At 43.5% G+C, this 18039-nt stretch carries 17 protein-coding genes and 1 tRNA gene; 7 read left to right on the top strand and 11 right to left on the bottom strand.

The window, feature by feature from the left end; translation table 11 throughout:
• Positions 1–836: RHS repeat-associated core domain-containing protein (locus KHS38_RS08910; protein ID WP_213488141.1), on the top strand; the 836-nt coding region annotated here is incomplete at its 5' end.
• Positions 837–1540: 704 nt separating this feature from the next.
• On the opposite strand, the gene KHS38_RS08905 is transcribed toward KHS38_RS08910, so the two are convergent.
• The 4 genes from KHS38_RS08905 to KHS38_RS08890 all read right to left on the bottom strand — a co-directional run bounded on the left by KHS38_RS08905 (position 1541) and on the right by KHS38_RS08890 (position 3261).
• Entirely contained in the window at positions 1541–2176 is a 636-nt protein-coding gene (locus tag KHS38_RS08905) for a site-specific integrase (RefSeq protein ID WP_213488140.1), read from the bottom strand.
• Between the two features lies 1 nt (position 2177).
• A complete protein-coding gene (locus tag KHS38_RS08900; protein WP_213488139.1) occupies positions 2178–2486 on the bottom strand; it encodes an Arm DNA-binding domain-containing protein in 309 nt (102 codons plus the stop codon).
• A gap of 247 nt (positions 2487–2733) precedes the next feature.
• Positions 2734–2821 (bottom strand) — tRNA-Ser (locus KHS38_RS08895).
• A gap of 116 nt (positions 2822–2937) precedes the next feature.
• Positions 2938–3261 carry a hypothetical protein gene (locus tag KHS38_RS08890; protein ID WP_213488138.1) on the bottom strand — a complete coding sequence of 108 codons (324 nt, stop codon included), beginning with the start codon at positions 3259–3261 and terminating at the stop codon, positions 2938–2940.
• 160 nt (positions 3262–3421) lie between these two features.
• Between KHS38_RS08890 and KHS38_RS08885 the strand changes: the two genes are divergently transcribed.
• Complete coding sequence (locus KHS38_RS08885; RefSeq protein WP_213488219.1) at positions 3422–4393, top strand: polyprenyl synthetase family protein; 972 nt, start codon at positions 3422–3424, stop codon at positions 4391–4393.
• Between the two features lie 80 nt (positions 4394–4473).
• On the opposite strand, the gene KHS38_RS08880 is transcribed toward KHS38_RS08885, so the two are convergent.
• On the bottom strand, positions 4474–5814 hold the full coding sequence (locus tag KHS38_RS08880; protein WP_213488137.1) for a Gfo/Idh/MocA family protein: 1341 nt from the start codon (positions 5812–5814) through the stop codon (positions 4474–4476).
• A gap of 212 nt (positions 5815–6026) precedes the next feature.
• Between KHS38_RS08880 and cdaA the strand changes: the two genes are divergently transcribed.
• Positions 6027–6818, top strand: a complete 792-nt coding sequence (cdaA, locus tag KHS38_RS08875) for a diadenylate cyclase CdaA (protein ID WP_213488136.1) — start codon at positions 6027–6029, stop codon at positions 6816–6818.
• A 10-nt stretch (positions 6819–6828) separates the two neighbouring features.
• Here cdaA and KHS38_RS08870 read toward each other — a convergent pair whose 3' ends face one another.
• Positions 6829–7215 (bottom strand): hypothetical protein, encoded by a 387-nt coding sequence (locus KHS38_RS08870; RefSeq protein ID WP_213488135.1) that lies wholly within the window; start codon positions 7213–7215, stop codon positions 6829–6831.
• Positions 7216–7359: 144 nt separating this feature from the next.
• Entirely contained in the window at positions 7360–9846 is a 2487-nt protein-coding gene (locus KHS38_RS08865) for a M1 family metallopeptidase (RefSeq protein WP_249665310.1), read from the bottom strand.
• 180 nt (positions 9847–10026) lie between these two features.
• Here KHS38_RS08865 and KHS38_RS08860 point away from each other — a divergent pair, with 180 nt between their 5' ends.
• Positions 10027–10875, top strand: coding sequence for an alpha/beta fold hydrolase (locus KHS38_RS08860; protein ID WP_213488134.1), 849 nt, complete (start codon positions 10027–10029; stop codon positions 10873–10875).
• Between the two features lie 227 nt (positions 10876–11102).
• On the opposite strand, the gene KHS38_RS08855 is transcribed toward KHS38_RS08860, so the two are convergent.
• Entirely contained in the window at positions 11103–11513 is a 411-nt protein-coding gene (locus KHS38_RS08855; protein ID WP_213488133.1) for a BrxA/BrxB family bacilliredoxin, read from the bottom strand.
• A gap of 163 nt (positions 11514–11676) precedes the next feature.
• Between KHS38_RS08855 and KHS38_RS08850 the strand changes: the two genes are divergently transcribed.
• Entirely contained in the window at positions 11677–12558 is an 882-nt protein-coding gene (locus tag KHS38_RS08850; RefSeq protein WP_213488132.1) for a M23 family metallopeptidase, read from the top strand.
• Positions 12559–12629: 71 nt separating this feature from the next.
• On the opposite strand, the gene KHS38_RS08845 is transcribed toward KHS38_RS08850, so the two are convergent.
• On the bottom strand, positions 12630–13112 hold the full coding sequence (locus KHS38_RS08845) for a hypothetical protein (protein ID WP_213488131.1): 483 nt from the start codon (positions 13110–13112) through the stop codon (positions 12630–12632).
• A 397-nt stretch (positions 13113–13509) separates the two neighbouring features.
• Between KHS38_RS08845 and ahcY the strand changes: the two genes are divergently transcribed.
• Positions 13510–14826 carry an adenosylhomocysteinase gene (gene ahcY, locus KHS38_RS08840; RefSeq protein WP_213488130.1) on the top strand — a complete coding sequence of 439 codons (1317 nt, stop codon included), beginning with the start codon at positions 13510–13512 and terminating at the stop codon, positions 14824–14826.
• A 268-nt stretch (positions 14827–15094) separates the two neighbouring features.
• Here ahcY and KHS38_RS08835 read toward each other — a convergent pair whose 3' ends face one another.
• Positions 15095–15424: a YbjQ family protein gene (locus KHS38_RS08835; protein ID WP_213488129.1), complete on the bottom strand. Its 330-nt coding sequence runs from the start codon at positions 15422–15424 to the stop codon at positions 15095–15097.
• A gap of 153 nt (positions 15425–15577) precedes the next feature.
• Here KHS38_RS08835 and KHS38_RS08830 point away from each other — a divergent pair, with 153 nt between their 5' ends.
• Positions 15578–16297 carry a pyridoxine 5'-phosphate synthase gene (locus tag KHS38_RS08830; RefSeq protein WP_213488128.1) on the top strand — a complete coding sequence of 240 codons (720 nt, stop codon included), beginning with the start codon at positions 15578–15580 and terminating at the stop codon, positions 16295–16297.
• Positions 16298–16740: 443 nt separating this feature from the next.
• Here the strand turns inward: KHS38_RS08830 and metK are convergent, their stop codons facing one another.
• The gene (metK, locus tag KHS38_RS08825) at positions 16741–17991 is read right to left on the bottom strand and encodes a methionine adenosyltransferase (protein ID WP_213488127.1); all 1251 of its coding nucleotides are present in this window, start codon (positions 17989–17991) and stop codon (positions 16741–16743) included.
• Positions 17992–18039 lie beyond the last annotated feature (48 nt).

The raw sequence follows: 18039 nt of genomic DNA, 5'->3' as shown, positions 1-18039 counted from the left end.
CGGGCAATACGCCGAGGATCATCCAAGAGGATGAGTACTACAGCTTTGGACTTAGAAAACCAACGGGTGGTTATGACTTATCCAACAACAACCGCTATCTTTACAATGGTAAGGAGGTGCAAACGGATCTGGCTAACCAATACGATTATGGCGCCAGATTCTATGATCCCGTTATTGCCAGGTGGACGACCATGGATCAAAAGGCAGAAAAGTTTTATCCGCTTTCAGCCTATAGTTACGTAGCAAATAATCCAATATTATTAAATGATCCAAACGGAATGGATTGGGCAATAACTGTTGATAAAGATGATAAAGGTGTTTCACATTACCATATAGCATTTACTGGGGCAGTTTTAGATCGCGCTTCTGATCGCAATAAGCATGAAACTAGAGCCTATGATTTAGCACAGGCAGTAAAAAGGCAGTTTACCAAATTATTTAATTCTGATCACTTGGCTGGAAAAGACGGGGAAGCTGGTTTTACAGTTGATGCCCGAATTGAAATGAGAGAAATAAATGATATTGATCAGCTTGGAAGTAAAGAAAGCCTGTTTACAATCAAAGATAGTAATGATTTTAAAGATCAAGATCATCCCTCAGCACACATACTAGCGCAAGCAATGGACGGTAAGAATATATCTGTCAATGTTGCAGATGTCAACGATATGATCTCTGATAACAATGGTAAAACTTTACCACATGAGATCGGACATACAGGTGGCTTAAGACATCCAGCGCAAGAGTATAAAATTCATTTTGGTGGTGATGGCTACAAATATAGATTTCTCCCAGGACCAACAGCTAATCAACAGGGAAGTCACAATTTTATGATTTAAGGAACAAACCCAGCCCCTACTGGGCCATCGAAGGATCAGTTGTGGAGGATTTATCAACTTTACAAATCAGGAACGTTAAATCGTACAGATGTAGACCACTTGAAAAATGAAAGAAAATAGGTACAAAGTCTTAATGAGTGTGGGCTTGTTAGTAATAAGTTTAATCAGTTGTCGGGAACCGGCCGTTATCCGCAGGAAAGAAAAGAAAGTAGATTTAGCTCACGTCTGCAAATTTAAGGCTGATAAGATTTACACAAGTATAAAGTTGTTGGCTATATATCCATGCCAACAAAGGAAAAACGATAAATTCAATGTTTATGTTTGCAAAGGCTTAGAGAATAAAGACACAATCTTAATATTCGAGCCCTGTAAACAGGTGCCCGATTTTGTTTATGACAAACAATTTGAGAATGCGCTGTGTATCTTAACTAAAGATATCGAAAATGAAAACATCGCTACTATCTCGATTGATGTCCCTAATACGTTTAACATAGAATCAAATTATAAGTATATGTTTGGAAAAGTGTCTTTGTTGCTAGATTAAGTATAGTTACGTTGCTAAAACAGGTTTTCTCTAATTTAGGGACATAGCTTTTCAATTAGGAACGTAAAGTTCTTATAAGCCCAGCCCACAAGCTGGGCTTTTCTATTTCTTAGCTTTAGCATCATGAAATTCATCTTTTGGTTGGAGAGTACAGGAAGTGCTAAGTTGTTGCAATGCATTTAGGGTTATCTTTGTACTTTTTTAAGACTTCGATGGCGGGCGGAAGTAACGGAATCCGTGTCGCGGTGTCTGTTTTATGTCGTTTGGAAATAATCCACCAACCCCCATCTACCCCTGTTATGACATCTGACTGGCGAAGCTTAGCTACGTCTATGTATGCCAGTCCGGTGTAGCAGCTGAAAAGAAAGATGTCTTTTACATGGTTTAGCCGATCGTTCTCGAAGAGTTTTGTTTCTATGCGGCCTAATTCTTCTTTTGTCAGGGCAACCCGAATTACTTCCTTCAAGGTAGTTTTAAAATCTACGAATGGGTACTGGGAAAGCCAGTCTTTTTTAATGCACTCTAACACGACCTTTTTGAAGTTTTTTAAATACTTCATAGCTGAATTATGCCCACACATTCTAACGCTTTTCAGCCAATAAGCAAACTGTGATACGAATTCATAGTTTAGTTCTCTTAGTTCCAGGTCATCACTGCCATATTTCCATTTGATAAAGGAGGCCATGTATTCATAAGCAGTCTTGTATCGGTTGACCGTCCCCATAGCATAGTCCCGTCCGGATAAGGATTTTATCTGGTCATTGTGCTCCTTGAAGTATAGTTCTCTTTCTTTCAAACTAACCAGTCAAGAGATTTTTAATTGCCTCGGCGGTAATTTCCTGGTCTGTCTGTATCAAAACCTTTTTTGCTTGGAATACTTGCCCATTGAATACGTCTAAATACGCATTCAAGGCTTTGGCATTTTCTTTTGATCCGGTTGCCCGTCCGGCAGATTGATTCCATCGGGACTGTTCCCACTGTCCCTTGGTAGATAGTTCTTTGGAAACACCATCTACGGTGATGCGTAGGTAGATGTACCGTAGTCCCTTCTTCTGATTTTTGGATTGCTTTAAGTAAAAAAACAACCCGAAGCTTTTTTCTAACATAAAATAACAATTAAGGGTTAAACAAATGTCGAATTGCAGGCTTTGAAAATCAAGATGCACATATATTAAACATGCTGTATATCAGTGCCTGGTGAAGATATTCGTGCGTCCTTTTGATGAGCAAAAAGACGCACGAATGACGCTGATAAATTTTAGGCTTTTATGGCGTTTTTTATCACCTTAAAAACTAAAAAAGCCCTCAAATATTGAATTTGAAGGCTTTTATAACTTTTGAAAATGTAATCAGCGGAGAGGGAGGGATTCGAACCCTCGATACGCTTTTGACGTATACACACTTTCCAGGCGTGCTCTTTCGACCACTCAGACACCTCTCCTTGGGAAATGGTTTGCAAATGTAAGCTAATCCATCAGTATCCACAACAAAAAAGCGAAGGCCGTTCAGGGCGCTCCGCTTTCACAAAACTAACTACAACTAACTATTTAATGTCTTTTAAAACCTTCTGTCACGGTCATTAGTGCTGCGGTGTATATTATAGCTCAGCTTGTTGGCTTCGCGTTGCAGATACCGGCGTTCGTGCGGGGTAATGCGGCCATCGGCAAGGGCTATGCGGCGGTCGCGGTCCAGTTTCATTTCCTGGCGGCGTAGTGCCACAGCCTCATGGCGGGTAAGCTCTCCGGTGCGTACACCGTAATGTATGCGTTCATCCTGTACGCGTTCGCGGTATTTAATATAGGGTACACGGCTTTGTGCTTTGGCTATTGAAGTAACGGCTACTATGGCAACCAGTAAACTTCCTAATATTTTTGCTTTCATGGCTGTTTCGGTTATTTGTAATAATAGAGCGTAAGCGGGGGCACATGGTTTAACCCGTTTGTTAAATTAATTGATGCAGAGCAGGTAAATAATTTTAAGTATGTTTGCTGCCAATTGCCCCCTGACGGGCAAATGCACACCATTTACGTTGTTTAGTTTGATGCTGAACCTGAACGAAATTAAAAAGCCCATCGCTGCTGAGATTGATGTTTTTGAAGAGAAGTTTAAAGCTTCGATGCAAAGCTCTGTGCCTTTGCTTGACCGCATTACCCACTACATTGTAAAGCGTAAAGGCAAGCAGATAAGACCCATGTTTGTGTTTTTTACCGCCAGCCTGTGCGGCGGTATAAACGAGGCTACCCACCGTGGTGCTGCCCTGGTTGAGCTGGTGCACACCGCCTCACTGGTGCATGATGATGTGGTGGATAATTCTTACCAGCGCCGTGGTTTCTTTTCCATAAATGCTCTTTGGAAAAATAAGATTGCCGTTTTAGTAGGCGATTTTTTGCTTACTAAAGGCATGCTCCTGTCACTCGAGAATAACGACTTTGAGCTGTTGAGAATCCTCTCTAATGCCGTGAAACAGATGAGCGAGGGCGAGTTGCTTCAGTTCGAAAAAGCCCGCCGTATGAACGTTGATGAATCGGTGTATTATGAGGTGATCCGCCAAAAAACAGCTTCGCTTATTGCCTCCTGCTGTGCCTGTGGTGCCTCATCGGCTGGGGCCGATGCCGAGACTATCGAGAAAATGCGCCTGTTTGGTGAAAAGGTTGGAATCGCTTTCCAGATCAAAGATGATATGTTTGATTTTGGTACGGATGATGTAGGTAAACCGCTGGGTATCGATATCAAGGAAAAGAAGGTAACGCTGCCATTGATCTATGCGCTCAATCATACCACTTCGTCCGAAAAGCGCCGCATTGTTAACCTGATCAAAAACCATAACGAAGAGCCCGATAAAGTGGCCGAGGTGGTTAAGTTTGTACACCAAACCGGCGGGTTGCAATATGCCGAAACTCAAATGCAAAAATACCAGAACGAGGCTTTCGAAATACTGAATACCTTCCCGCAAGGCGAGGCCCGTACCGGGTTGGAACAATTGGTGAGATACACGATTGAGCGGAATAAATAGTTTGTGAGAGCTAAGAAGCATGAGCCAAGAAAGAGCGTTATTCCATCTAAACCCTGGCTCTTGGTTCTTAGCTCTCAATATTACTCTTCTTTCGGCATATTGGCTTTATTGCGGAAGGTATCCAGCGTGGTTATGGTTTCCAGTTTTACGGGTTTGCCTGTGCGGGCTGCTTCATAAATGGCTTCCATAATTTTATGGTCCTGCAAGCCCTCTTCACCGGGGGTAAAAGGTTCCTTATTTTCCATAATGCATTGGGCAAAATGATCCATCTCCAATGCAAACTGCTGTTTTTCGCCCACAATAATGTTTTGTTTAAACTCCAGTTTGCCCTGCGCCTGCGATGCTTCGGTTTTTAATCCATTGTAATTAAATGCAGGATCCATACCAAACCAGCCGCCGTTTTCGGCATAGCAGCGGTAGTGTTTCGAATCGTGCACGCTGTAGGCTGTGGTATTGTTGGCTACCGTACCGCTCGGGAAAAACATCTGGAACAACACCTTATCCTCCACCTCTTTAAAACGCGGATCGTTACGGTCGGTATGTATTACGGCCGATACCATATTGGGTTCTTCGCCGGTTAAATAGCGGTTGGTGTTTATGCAGTACAAACCAATATCGGGCAGGGAGCCGCCACCTGCCAGCGATTTTTTCAAACGCCACTGGTTAGGGTCACCAATGTTTTGCACATTAACGGAATCAATCAGCTTCACCTTGCCGAAATGCTTGTCGCGCGTCCATTGCATCATTAGCCTGTTGTTGGGCTCGTATTGTATGCGGTAGGCAATCATGAGTTTTTTACCCGCCTTTTTACAGGCATCGATCATCTGTTGCGCCTCTTTGCTTGAATTAGCCATAGGCTTTTCGCAAAGCACATGCTTGCCAGCCTGCGCTGCCCGGATGGTAAATTCGGCATGCATGCTGTTGGGCAGCACAATGTACACGGCATCTATTTCGGGGTTATTTTTAATCTGATCAAAGTTTTGGTAGTTATAGATGTTTTTTTCGGGGATGCCGTGCTGGGCGGCTACCTTTTTTGCTTTGGCCGCATCTCCGCTTACCAGGGCAACGGGCTTGGCATACTTGCATGACCCAAAGGCCGGCATAATTTGCCCCATGGTAAGTTCGCCAATACCCACAATGGCGTAACCAATGCGCTTAGCGGGTTCAAGCATGGTAGCGCCGGCTTCCTGCTGCCGCTCGGTAGGGGCATGCTGGCTGGCCACCTGCACCTTAATGGTATCGGCCAGGGTTTTACGGGTGCCGGCGCCGTTCATTTGCTGGGCATTGGCCGTGCACGAGGCCAGCTCGCCAACCACAGTAGCAGCCACCAGGCCTTTGCCGGCATTCTCCAAAAACTCGCGACGGTTACACTCGCCGGTTGATCCCAAAAAAGATTGCATCAGTTGATTTATATTTTTCATGACAGATTGGGCTAATAAATTTCTCTATAGTTATTAAAGTTTCTTTTACCACAAATCTGTTTGGGATTTGTTTGTGATAGAACGAGTTAGGCAGTAGGCTGATATCGTAGTCCACGAAGCCTGTAAAGCAGTCACGCCATAATAAATCATTGTTAAACCATAAACCCACATGTATTCCTTAAGTGTTAACCATTTTAATTAACTTCGTTACCATGCCGTCGTTCGATTTTAGCATGTTTAAGTTTAACCTGTTCAGCATTCTGGATGTGGTGTTGGTAGCTATACTCATTTACCAGGTATATAACCTGATTAAGGGAACTATTGCTGCCAATGTGTTTGTGGGTATGGCCATTATTTTTCTGCTGTACTTTGTAGTAAAGGCCCTGAACATGCAGCTGCTTACCGGTATACTCGATAACTTTATCAAGGCAGGTATAATTATCGTGGTGGTTGTTTTTCAGCAGGAAATAAGGCGCTTTTTGCTGCTGGTTGGGCGCAATGCATCTTTGCAGCGCAACCGGGCCTGGTGGCGGTTCTTTTTAGGGAAAAGCGAAAACGAGAAAGATAATTACAAACGCATCAAGCCCATCATAGATGCCTGCAAAAGCATGAAACAAACCCGCACCGGAGCGCTCATTATATTTGTAAAAGAGTACGACGAAAACTTTTACCAGAACAGCTGCGAAGTGCTGGATGCCAAAGTATCCAAACGCTTGCTCGAAAGTATATTTCAAAAAAACAGCCCCTTGCATGATGGTGCTGTGGTGATATCTAACAATAAAATCAAAGCGGCCAGCTGCATTTTGCCGCTTACCGATAATACCGACTTGCCGCCGCAATTTGGTTTGCGTCACCGCGCAGGTATCGGTGTTACCGAAGCTAATGATGCCACCGCACTGATCATATCCGAAGAAACCGGCGAAATATCTTACGCTAAGCAAGGCAAGGTAAAAATGAATATCAGTTTTGCCGAGCTGGAAAAGCTAATGAATAAAGACTATTAAAAGTTATTGCTTAAGGCGCGGTTTGTGTGGAGTCCGCTCGCTGCAGGCGTTTAACCAGCATGTGGTATTTGATATTATCGGGTGCGCGGTATACCGGCATCTTATCGTTACCTGAAGTGTGTGCAACCGGCATTTTGTAACCATCATTTGGTGCCTGCAATTGGGCCGAATTTCCTCCTGACTGGTTTTTCTCCTGAGTAGGCGCAGCCAAGGCTCCTAAGAACTGGTTTTGCTTGCCGGGCTTACGGGCAAACGCATTTAAATCATTATTAATGGCTGGTGGCTGCTGCGTTTTAAGTTGTAAACTTAAAGGTAATATCTGGGTAATGGGTTGCTTTTGTGCCTTAGCCTGATAAGCACCTGCTGCCAGTAAGGATATTAAAATGGCCTTTTTCATGATAGATGTTGGATTTTACTAGCAATATACTTGATATTCAATGTTTTGTCAAGCTATTTAACACTTTTAAGGCTGTTGTTGGTACTGCAAATAAAAAGGCCGCCTTGTATAAGGCGGCCTTTTGTTATGTTAACCGTTAAACGGTTATTTAATTTGTGCGATAGCCTGATCTACAGCGTTTGCTGATGCGGTATCATTCAGTTTGGCACGTTGAGCTTTAATGCCTTCCAGAATGCTAATCACCTGCGGACCAACATACTGTTTGAACTTCAGGCCAAAATCCTTGATCTGGCTAATGCCTTGCTGTGCGTAAGTGCTGTTTTGTAAACGGGCCACAAAACCGGCATAATCCCGTATAATATTGAATTTGCTTTGCGGCGGAGCAGCGGCAAACTTTTCATTTACATAAGGCCACTCGGCATCAGTACCGTTAGCTGCATATACGCCTAATATGGCTTCGCTTAAATCACCTTCGCTGTCTTTTTCTAATGTTTTGGCTGCTTTTAAAGCCTCGGCACCTTCAACCTGAGATAGGCCGCTTAAGCCTGCGCCTTGTATAGCGTATGATTGGCTTTTTAAGGCCTCACGGAACAGGTTGGCATTGCCTGATGCTTTTAAGCTGCCCAACGCCTCTAACGCAGCTGCACGCACCTGGTTGTTGTTGTCGGTTTGTGCAAGCGATACCAGTACAGGCTGAGCCGCATTGCGAACATCATCATTATCCAGCTTTAAATTTTTAATAGCTCTGATGCGCAGGCCGTAAAACTTGTCTTTCAGGGCGTTAATCAAAATTTCGCGGGCTGTTTTGTTGCTAGTTTGCTGTGCAATGGCAGCGGTAACAGCTTCGTAACGGTCCATGTATAAACCGGCCGTTTTGTATTGGTAAGCCAGCTCTTCAATGGTTTTGCTATCTACTTTTTGGCTCAATAGCATTTTATCACCATCAAAGTTTACCAGCTCTGGTTTGCTGGCTACTTTAAAGGTTAAAGTATCGGCTTTATTGCGCAGCCAAACCATATGGCGCTCTTTTTTGCCGCCTGTATAAATATCTACAGCTACAGGTAAAATAAAGGCATTGCCTTCCTGATTTTGCTGTACATAAACAGTTTGTGTTTTGCTGCCATTATCCCATTTGTAGCTGATGTTCAGTACAGGGTGACCGGCGCCAAAATACCATTGGTTAAAGAACCAGGTTAAGTCCTTACCACTGGCTTCTTCAAGAGCCAAACGTAATTGGTGAGCTTCGCCATTTTTAAAGGCATTGGTTTTCAAGTAAATGTTAAGGCCTTTGTAAAATGCCTCGTTACCCAAAAAGTTGCGCAGCATGTATAAAATGGAACCACCTTTTTGGTAGGTTACATTATCAAACATGTCTTCTTTATCTTTATAGTAAAAGCGAACCAGGTTTTTGGCTGATGAACCCTGACCGTTCAGGTAGTTGCGGCGGTCGTTGTTGATGTGCGCATCACCTTCGTCTTTGCCGTATTTGTATTCAGCCCAAAGCGTTTCGCTAAAATCGGCAAATGATTCGTTTACGGTTAAGTTGCTCCAGCTTTCGGCTGTTACATAATCGCCAAACCATTGGTGAAACAATTCGTGCGCAATGGTGCTTTCGCCCCAATCGTAATACCGGTCAAGCATTTGGCGGTGCGTAGCCTGTACGCTTTCGCCATGCAAGGTGGCTGATGTGTTTTCCATTGCGCCGCTCACATAATCGCGTGCTACAACCTGTGCATATTTGTTCCAGGGATAATCCACACCTAAAGTTTTAGAGAAAAACTCGATCATTTCTGGCGTACGGCCAAAAATTTCTTTAGCGTAAGGTGCATATTTAGGCTCCAGGTAATAGCTCACTTCCTTATCGCGCCATTTATCACGAGTGATTTTAAAATCGCCCACAGCCATCATAAAGAGGTAAGGTGAGTGTGGCAGGTCCATTTTCCAGTAATCGGTACGGGTGCCGTTGCCGTTACTTTTTTGTGATACCAGTTTACCGTTTGACAGGGTTACATATTTGGATGGTACCGTCATGTAAATCTCTTCGGTAGTTTTCTGGTTCGGCTTGTCGATGGTCGGGAACCAGGCCGATGAGCTTTCGGTTTCGCCCTGTGTCCAGATCTGTACCGGCTTGCCTTTTACTGCACTATCGGGGTTAATAAAGTATAAACCTTTAGCGTCGGTAATAGCAGCACTGCCTTGTGATTTCAGTTCGTCGGGCTTGGCTGTATAATCGATATATAGAGTGTAGTTTTCGTTGTTACGATAAGTTTTATCCAGCTTAATAGCCAGCGAAAGGCTATCATACGTAAACTTAAGCGGCACATTCTTGCCATTTTTTACAACGGCAATTGTTTTAATGTCCATGCCTTTCGCATCCAGGCGCAGGCTGTCGGTAGGGTAAAAATGTGGTTTTAAAGTAACCCACTCTTTGCCGTACATATAGCGTTTTTTATAATCAAAACGTACATCCAGCTTGGTGTGCACCAAATCGTTAATTTTTTCGGGAGTGGCTCGGTAAATTTTCAGCGCCGGACTGGCTGGTTCTGTCTGCTGTTGTTGCGCATGTGCCGGTAGCTGCATCAGGGCGGCTACAAAGCCGGCTACCAGTAAAGCGATAGGTTTATTGCTCATGAACTATAAATACTAATTTTTGTGTTTAGACGCGATGTTTTGGGTTTTGTTACGAAGATAATATTTTGTTAGTGTTTGTATAAGACATTTAGCAGGTTACTGAACTTTTAAAGGCTCCAATATCTTACTCACAATAATATATTTGCGGTTAAGAACTTATCACATACATTTTAGTAAATTTTGGAAAGAAGAAACAAAAACTGGTATAAGAAAGCCCTTATAGATAAAATGGGAGTTCTGGTTGAGCAAGGTGAGATAACTATCGGTTCGGTAAAAACTGCTTATTTGTCTGCCGGAAGTGGTGATGTTGTAGTTTGCCTGCATGGTGCCGGAGCTGGTGCTGTTACCTGGTACCCATCAATTGGTGCTCTTGCTAAAAGCTTTCGGGTATTGGCACCCGATATCGTAGGATATGGAGAATCTGACAAACCTAACGCCCCTTATGACCGTCCTTACTTTTCAAAATGGCTTAGCGATTTTTTAACAGGAATGGATATATCCAGGGCGCATGTTGTTGGATTATCACAAGGGGGTGCTATAGCGCTGCAATTTGCCATAGACTATCCAACGAAGGTTGATAAATTGGTTTTGGTTGATGCTGCCGGCTTAGGTGCAAAAGTGTCCTTTTGGCCTTTTGTTGGAATGGTTTGGATGAATAGCTTTCCATCCACTGTGGCCAATCGTTTTAATTCGCCTTACATCCTGCATAAACCCGAAAACAGGGATCCCAACCATAGCCTCTACTCCATTGCTGTTCTTAAAGATCGGGGTGGAAAAAATGCGTTTAAACAAGGCAGGGGTGCTGCTGTATCGGAAATACCCGAAGAATCGCTGCGGCAAATCAAAAATGAAACCCTTATTATTTGGGGGAAAGATGATCGGTTATTTTCTGCTAAATGTGGTGAAAGAGCTGCCAATATAATGCCCTATGCCAAATGTTGTTTAATTGAAAATGCCGGGCATTTACCGCACATGGATCAACCAGAAGCTTTCAATAAAATTTTGATTGATTTTTTAGAAAAAGAATGACCGTATGTGGGCTCATGTCTTTCAGCATAACAATATCATGCTGATGCAGTATTATATCGCAGGTAAGTTCGTTTAAGCCGATGGTATTTTACTGAGCAACAACAGGACGAGTGAAGATCCTTTTTTCAAAAAGCGGGTTGTTTAGTATTAATTGCTACCTGCCCTAAAATAAAAAATCCGGCCTTAAGGGGCCGGACTTTCCATTTTATAATCATCTAAAGATAAATTTAGCAGTATTGCTCAAACGCATCAATCAGGTTATCGGCAATCATTTGTGCCGGGCGGCCTTCAATCTGGTGGCGCTCAATCATGTGCACCAGTTTGCCGTCTTTAAACAGGGCCATAGCTGGTGATGATGGCGGGTAAGGCAACATGTAGTTACGTGCAGCATCTACCGCATCTTTTTCCATACCGGCAAAAACGGTTACCAGTTTATCGGGGTGCTTGCCGTGCTGGGCGGCCATCTTGGCAGCAGGGCGGGCCATAGCAGCCGCGCAACCACAAACCGAGTTAACCATTACAAATACAGTGCCCTCGCTTTCAACCGCTTCTTTAACCGATTGGGCATCTTTCAGCTCGGTAAAACCGGCGTTTACTAAATCAGCCCGCATTGGAGCCACAAAATATTCTGGATACATAAGCTTTTTAAAATCTGATACATCACAAAAATATTAAATTAAGTATCCAAAAAAGCCGCAGGTTAAAATATTAACAAACTAGTGACGTTTTACAGGTAACTTTTTAAGCTAAACAGCCCGTAAAAAGGCATAACCCTTAATTGATTAACAAGTAAACTATTGTATGAGCTTGAAACAAGCAGATTTTAGAGTGGAGAACAGTGCGGGCGCCAATCAGCTTAAACCAAAGGTATTACAAGTAAGAGCGCGCTATTTAAAAGCATTAAAGATATTTTCGGGCGTAACTGTTGTTTTGGTAATTTCTTTAACTTATACCATCAGCAAACTGAATGAACAAAGCCGCTTGCAGCAGGAAGAGAACGCCCGCCTGCTTAACCAGGTATCTGAATTGAAAACACAGGTTGATGAGAACGTAGAGGCCCTTAACCTGGTAACCGCGCAAAAAGACAGCAGCAACACCAAGGCGCTGGGCTATATTGAAAGTATACAGGCCAAACTAAAAACGATTAATAACTACCTGAGCCGCCGGGGCTTAAAGGGAGTAGCATTTAAGCCTGTTAAAACCAATAACAAATCGGCCAAGGTAAGCAATACGCAAATTTATAAACGGTATAATCGCTATCTATCACAATTGGTAGATAATATAGCCGAAATGCCGATGGGCTATCCGAAAATCAGTTCTTTTACCTCGCTGTTCGGCTACCGGGGCAACCCGTTCAATTTTGGCCGCAGTGAGTTTCACCCTGGGTTGGATTTTAAAGGCCAGATGGGCGAGCAGGTAAAATGCACCGCCAGTGGTAAGGTGATTTTTACCGGGAGGGCAGGAGGCTATGGTAATTGCGTACGTATCCGCCACATTAATGGTATCGAAACCTGGTATGGACACCTGTCGCGCATTACGGTACGCGAAGGCGAGCGAGTGAATGTGGGCGAAGTGGTAGGCCGTGTAGGTTCAACCGGCCGCTCAACCGGTCCGCATTTACATTATGAAGTGCGTAAAGACGGCAAACCGGTAAACCCAACACAGTATTTAACGCTGAATTAATTTTTATTTTGTATGGAGAGTAAGCGTTGTGATATGCATTTATATCACAACGCTTTTTTGTAACCGATTGGTTAGTTGCGATTATATATAACGCTGCCTATGCAGAAAAAAGCATTGGGTGGGCAGGGTAAGGTGATTGTTAACTTTGATGCATCGTTTTCAATACGATAATTTGCTTTTGTCTCGGATGCTGTGTCATCAACTTTAATAAGCTTTTCCTCACTCGCGTAAGGGCTCTTAATCTGATCGGCCATATAAGTGGTGCTGTTATAAAATATTAACAAGTCGCCATTTATCCTATACTGGCCTGATGTTTTTCGTACGTATCCCAACAAATCGTAATTGCGTGGAGTAACCGCTTTAACTGCAAATTCATAGCTGCCGTCGTTTTTAAATTGGTATTGTTCAATGATTTTTCGAACGCCAGAATCATCATTCAACTGGCGGGTCCAGTTGCCTGTTAGCCTGTTGTTTTTATTGGAGATGTTTTTGTCTTTATTACAGGATAAAAGCAAGCAGCCAAACATTAGTGATAATAGGAATAACTTTTTCATTGATCTGGTTATTTACAGGGTGTTTTATAGATACGTAGATTAGATGGCAGATGCTACAAATGCTGGTTAAAAACCATAGTATGTCTACTGACACGATCGTGTCACGAGTATAAATACCTGTACCAAACTGTACCGGGTGTTCCAAAGCGTACCACTTTTTTTGAACTGCCTCTAGGTGCTGCAAACGCCGTTTTAGGTGTACCAAAGTGTACCACCTGTACCGGCGTGTACCGGTTTGTTCCGCTTTGTACCACTTCAAAAGTGGAACACCTTTATTTATACCGAAATCTGATAAATCGTATAGGAAATATCCAATTGCCTTTAGTGCTCTTCCAAACCGCAATCTTGTATAACCCGCTGATAATCCCTAATTTTGCATTACAAAAACATATAAAGTATGTCATCAGTAGAAACTGCGTACGTTAAATACAAAGTAAAAGACTTATCGCTGGCCGATTGGGGCCGCAAAGAAATAGAACTGGCCGAGGCAGAAATGCCGGGCTTAATGGCACTGCGCGCCGAGTATGGCCCGTCGCAGCCATTAAAAGGTGCCCGCATTGCCGGCTGCCTGCACATGACCATCCAAACCGCTGTGCTGATCGAAACCCTGGTGGCTTTAGGTGCCGAGGTTACCTGGTCATCATGTAATATCTTCTCTACCCAGGATCATGCTGCTGCGGCTATTGCTGCTGCCGGTGTTTCTGTTTACGCCTGGAAAGGTATGAACGCCGAAGAGTTTGACTGGTGCATTGAGCAAACCCTGTACTTTGGCGAAGAGCGCCAGCCCCTGAATATGATATTAGATGATGGTGGCGATTTAACCAACATGGTGTTTGATAAATTCCCCGAGCTGGTTGCCGGCATCAAAGGTTTATCAGAAGAAACCACTACCGGTGTGCACCGTTTATATGAGCGCATGAAAAACGGCACCCTGCCAATTCCTGCTATCAATATTAACGACTCGGTTACCAAATCAAAATTCGATAACAAATACGGCTGCCGTGAGTCATTAGTAGACGCTATCCGCCGCGCTACCGACGTAATGATGGCTGGTAAAGTAGCCGTAGTTTGCGGTTACGGCGACGTAGGTAAAGGTTCGGCCGATTCACTGCGTAATGCCGGTGTTCGCGTTATTGTTACCGAAATTGACCCGATTTGTGCCCTGCAAGCTGCTATGGAAGGTTTTGAGGTAAAACGCCTGGCAACTGCTATCCCTGAGGCCGATATTGTGGTAACTGCTACCGGTAACTGCGATATTGTACGCGAGCAGCATTTCCGTGCCCTGAAAGATAAAGCAATCGTTTGTAACATCGGTCACTTCGATAACGAAATTGATATGGCCTGGTTAAATGGTACTTATGGCGATACCAAAGTTGAAATTAAACCACAGGTTGATAAATACACCATCAACGGTAAAGATGTGATTATACTGGCCGAAGGTCGTTTGGTAAACTTAGGTTGTGCTACCGGTCACCCAAGCTTTGTCATGTCAAACTCGTTCACCAACCAAACGCTTGCCCAGTTAGAACTGTGGACCAACCGCGAGGCTTATGAGAACAAAGTTTACACCCTGCCTAAACACCTTGATGAAAAAGTTGCCCGCCTGCACTTAGCTAAAATTGGTGTAGAGCTGGAAGTATTAGACGAACACCAGGCTGAATACATCGGTGTAACCGTTGAAGGTCCATTCAAACCAGATTACTACAGATATTAATATTTATTTGGTATATAGAAAAGGCATGGTTGTAACAACCATGCCTTTTTTGTTGAAATATATTTTAGTTAAGGTGTAGCGTACAATCCCCGCCTTGCGTAAGGTTATATGAAAACGGAACCCAACTGTGATTATGAAACGGTGCTTTAATGCATCTGCATCTGATAACGTGTTGGTAAATAGTTATGAGTAAAACTATTTGTGTTCTGGTTTTTAAATAATGATGCGAGGGGGAGTATCCGAAAGGGTGCTCCCTTTTTTGTTGCATCTACTCTTTTTCTGCAACAACGGCAGTACCGTAAGCCAGTACTTCGGTTATGCCCTGCATTACCTCGTTGGCATCATACCGCATATTGATGATAGCATTGGCACCAATAGCCTGTGCATGCTGTATAAGTAATTGGTAGGCCTCTTCGCGGGTGCGTTCGCATAGTTCAACATAAATAGACAATCGGCCGCCAAACAATGATTGAAAACCGCCGGCAATGTTGCCCAGCGCACTGCGGCTGCGCACGGTAATTCCGCGTACCACACCCAGGTGTTTAACAATGCGATAGCCCTCCAGTGATGTGCTGGTGGTAATAAGAGAAGTATCCATAATAGCTAATAATTTTAAGTGATTAAGGTTTGCAACAGCCAATGTAGGCTAATGTTTAAGCTCAAGGTGGGTTAATTAACACTTTGCCCAATCATAAAAAGCATTTAACTGTTAGGGGTAAAGATGTTTACTTTGTACCAAAATAAGTAGCCGATGGTTCGTTTATCTGTAAATATAAATAAAGTAGCAACGTTGCGTAACTCACGGGGCGGCAACCGGCCCGACCTGTTGCAAGTAGCTCGGGATTGTGAGAAGTTTGGCGCACAGGGCATAACCGTGCACCCAAGGCCCGACGAGCGGCACATACGCTATGCCGATGTATATGATTTAAAAAATATTGTAACTACCGAGTTTAATATTGAAGGTAACTGCGAAGAACAGAAGTTTATTGATTTGGTGCTGGCAGTTAAACCTCATCAAGTAACTTTAGTGCCCGATGCGGATGGCCAGCTCACCTCAAACCACGGTTGGAATACTATTGAGCATAAGCGTTATTTAACTGATATGGTTAAATGCTTTAAGGACGCCGGCATTCGTGTATCCCTGTTCGTTGATCCGCTGCCTGATATGGTTGAAGCAGCTGCCGAAACCGGTACCGACAGGGTAGAGCTTTATACCGAAGCGTATGCCTCTCATTATCATCAGGGTATTGAACTGGCTGCTGCGCCTTATATACAGGCTGCTATAGTTGCACAGAAGGTTGGCCTGGGCCTCAACGCAGGTCATGATTTGGATTTGCACAATCTGAAATACTTTGCCCAGCACGTGCCCGGCTTACAAGAGGTAAGTATTGGCCATGCTTTAATAAGCGATGCATTATATTATGGATTAGAGAATACTATCCAAATGTATTTACAGCAAGTGGCTGTTTAAGCCCATTGAATATAAGAAGCTATTAATTGATAGCCGGCTTATCGTTGTGCTGCCATACATAACGTTTGGTTAAACAGCAATCGCAAAAATATCTGCGGATAGGTAAGAAGAACAAGAAAGTTTTAACAAAAAAGCCTCGCGGTACGCGGTAGGCAAATGCTCTGTTACATTTTGAACAGTGTAAGGCCATTGTGAAGTTATAATTATTAGGGTGAAGCGCATTGTACGTTGTGACATCTATTTTGTTTAATAGAATCGCACTTAAAATTACTGACTTCTATTTGATTTATTGTTATTGGTTGATTATCAATAAGTAAAATAAATCAGGCCCCTGTATTGTATCTGAACATACTGCCGTAAGTATTAAAGAAGTGAGGAAATAAATCATAAAAAAAAGCGATAGAATTTTCTATCGCTTTTTTTATGATCTGTCAGCAGACGGCTTATAAGCTAAATGCCTGTTTTATTTGGTCAACATAATCCAGTTTTTCCCATGTAAACAACTCTACCTCGGTAACCACCTCGCGGCCTTCCGGGCTTACAAAGGTTTTGGTTATGGTTTCGCTCGGTTTGCCAAAGTGGCCATAGGCAGCTGTTTCGCTGTAAATAGGGCTGCGCAGTTTAAAGCGGGTTTCAATAGCATAAGGGCGCATATCAAACAGTTCGCTTACTTTTTGGGCTATTTCACCATCGTGCAAACTCACCTTAGCCGTACCATAAGTATTTACATAGATACCCATCGGCTGGGCAACGCCAATAGCGTAGGATACCTGTACCAGTACTTCATCGCAAACGCCGGCAGCTACCAGGTTTTTGGCAATATGGCGGGTAGCATAGGCGGCAGAGCGGTCAACCTTTGATGGATCTTTACCCGAAAATGCACCACCACCGTGAGCACCTTTGCCACCGTAGGTATCCACAATAATTTTACGTCCGGTAAGGCCGGTATCACCATGCGGGCCACCGATAACAAACTTGCCGGTTGGGTTTATATGATATTTAATATCATTATTGAAAAAGTGTGCGTATTTAGGATAGCGAGCCTTTACACGTGGCACCAAAATGTTAATGATGTCTTCACGGATTTTAGCCAGCATGGCCTCATCCTCATCAAAGTCATCGTGCTGGGTTGATATTACGATCGCATCAATGCGTTGAGGTTGGTTATTGTCATCATACTCCAGCGTAACCTGTGATTTAGCATCCGGGCGTAAATACTTAATGTCGGTGCTTTCGCGGCGGATGGCTGCCAGCTCGATTAGCAACGCATGGGCAATATCCAACGCTAATGGCATGTAGTTATCGGTTTCGACCGTGGCATAGCCAAACATCATTCCCTGGTCGCCAGCGCCTTGTTCCTGCTTATCCTGGCGGTCTACACCTTGATTGATATCTGGTGATTGCTCATGAATGGCCGATAATACACCACATGAGTTGCCATCGAACATGTATTCGCCTTTGGTGTAACCAATTTTATTGATTACATCACGGGCGATTTTTTGAACATCCAGGTAAGCTTTTGACTTTACCTCGCCCGCCAGTATAACCTGTCCGGTGGTAACCAGTGTTTCGCAGGCTACTTTCGAGTCAGGGTCAAAGGCCAGGAAGTTGTCAATCAACGCATCTGATATCTGATCAGCTACTTTATCGGGATGCCCTTCCGATACCGATTCTGAGGTGAATAAATAAGGCATAAAGTATCTAAAGTCTTTTTTAATAGTTAATAAACAAACGGGCCGACG

Origin of the sequence: Mucilaginibacter sp. Bleaf8, assembly GCF_018390515.1 — a bacterium.
Taxonomy (GTDB): Bacteria; Bacteroidota; Bacteroidia; order Sphingobacteriales; family Sphingobacteriaceae; genus Mucilaginibacter.
The sequence above is the reverse complement of the archived record's forward strand: the minus strand, read 5'-3'. Positions and strand labels throughout refer to the sequence as shown.

Excerpts from the sequence above, each read along its gene's own strand:
- KHS38_RS08900 (WP_213488139.1), bottom strand. The coding sequence starts at position 2,486 with ATGTTAGAAAAAAGCTTCGGGTTGTTTTTTTACTTAAAGCAATCCAAA.
- KHS38_RS08890 (WP_213488138.1), bottom strand. The coding sequence starts at position 3,261 with ATGAAAGCAAAAATATTAGGAAGTTTACTGGTTGCCATAGTAGCCGTT.
- KHS38_RS08885 (WP_213488219.1), top strand. The coding sequence starts at position 3,422 with ATGCTGAACCTGAACGAAATTAAAAAGCCCATCGCTGCTGAGATTGAT.
- KHS38_RS08880 (WP_213488137.1), bottom strand. The coding sequence starts at position 5,814 with ATGAAAAATATAAATCAACTGATGCAATCTTTTTTGGGATCAACCGGC.
- cdaA (WP_213488136.1), top strand. The coding sequence starts at position 6,027 with ATGCCGTCGTTCGATTTTAGCATGTTTAAGTTTAACCTGTTCAGCATT.
- KHS38_RS08870 (WP_213488135.1), bottom strand. The coding sequence starts at position 7,215 with ATGAAAAAGGCCATTTTAATATCCTTACTGGCAGCAGGTGCTTATCAG.
- KHS38_RS08865 (WP_249665310.1), bottom strand. The coding sequence starts at position 9,846 with ATGAGCAATAAACCTATCGCTTTACTGGTAGCCGGCTTTGTAGCCGCC.
- KHS38_RS08855 (WP_213488133.1), bottom strand. The coding sequence starts at position 11,513 with ATGTATCCAGAATATTTTGTGGCTCCAATGCGGGCTGATTTAGTAAAC.
- KHS38_RS08850 (WP_213488132.1), top strand. The coding sequence starts at position 11,677 with ATGAGCTTGAAACAAGCAGATTTTAGAGTGGAGAACAGTGCGGGCGCC.
- KHS38_RS08845 (WP_213488131.1), bottom strand. The coding sequence starts at position 13,112 with ATGAAAAAGTTATTCCTATTATCACTAATGTTTGGCTGCTTGCTTTTA.
- ahcY (WP_213488130.1), top strand. The coding sequence starts at position 13,510 with ATGTCATCAGTAGAAACTGCGTACGTTAAATACAAAGTAAAAGACTTA.
- KHS38_RS08835 (WP_213488129.1), bottom strand. The coding sequence starts at position 15,424 with ATGGATACTTCTCTTATTACCACCAGCACATCACTGGAGGGCTATCGC.
- KHS38_RS08830 (WP_213488128.1), top strand. The coding sequence starts at position 15,578 with ATGGTTCGTTTATCTGTAAATATAAATAAAGTAGCAACGTTGCGTAAC.
- metK (WP_213488127.1), bottom strand. The coding sequence starts at position 17,991 with ATGCCTTATTTATTCACCTCAGAATCGGTATCGGAAGGGCATCCCGAT.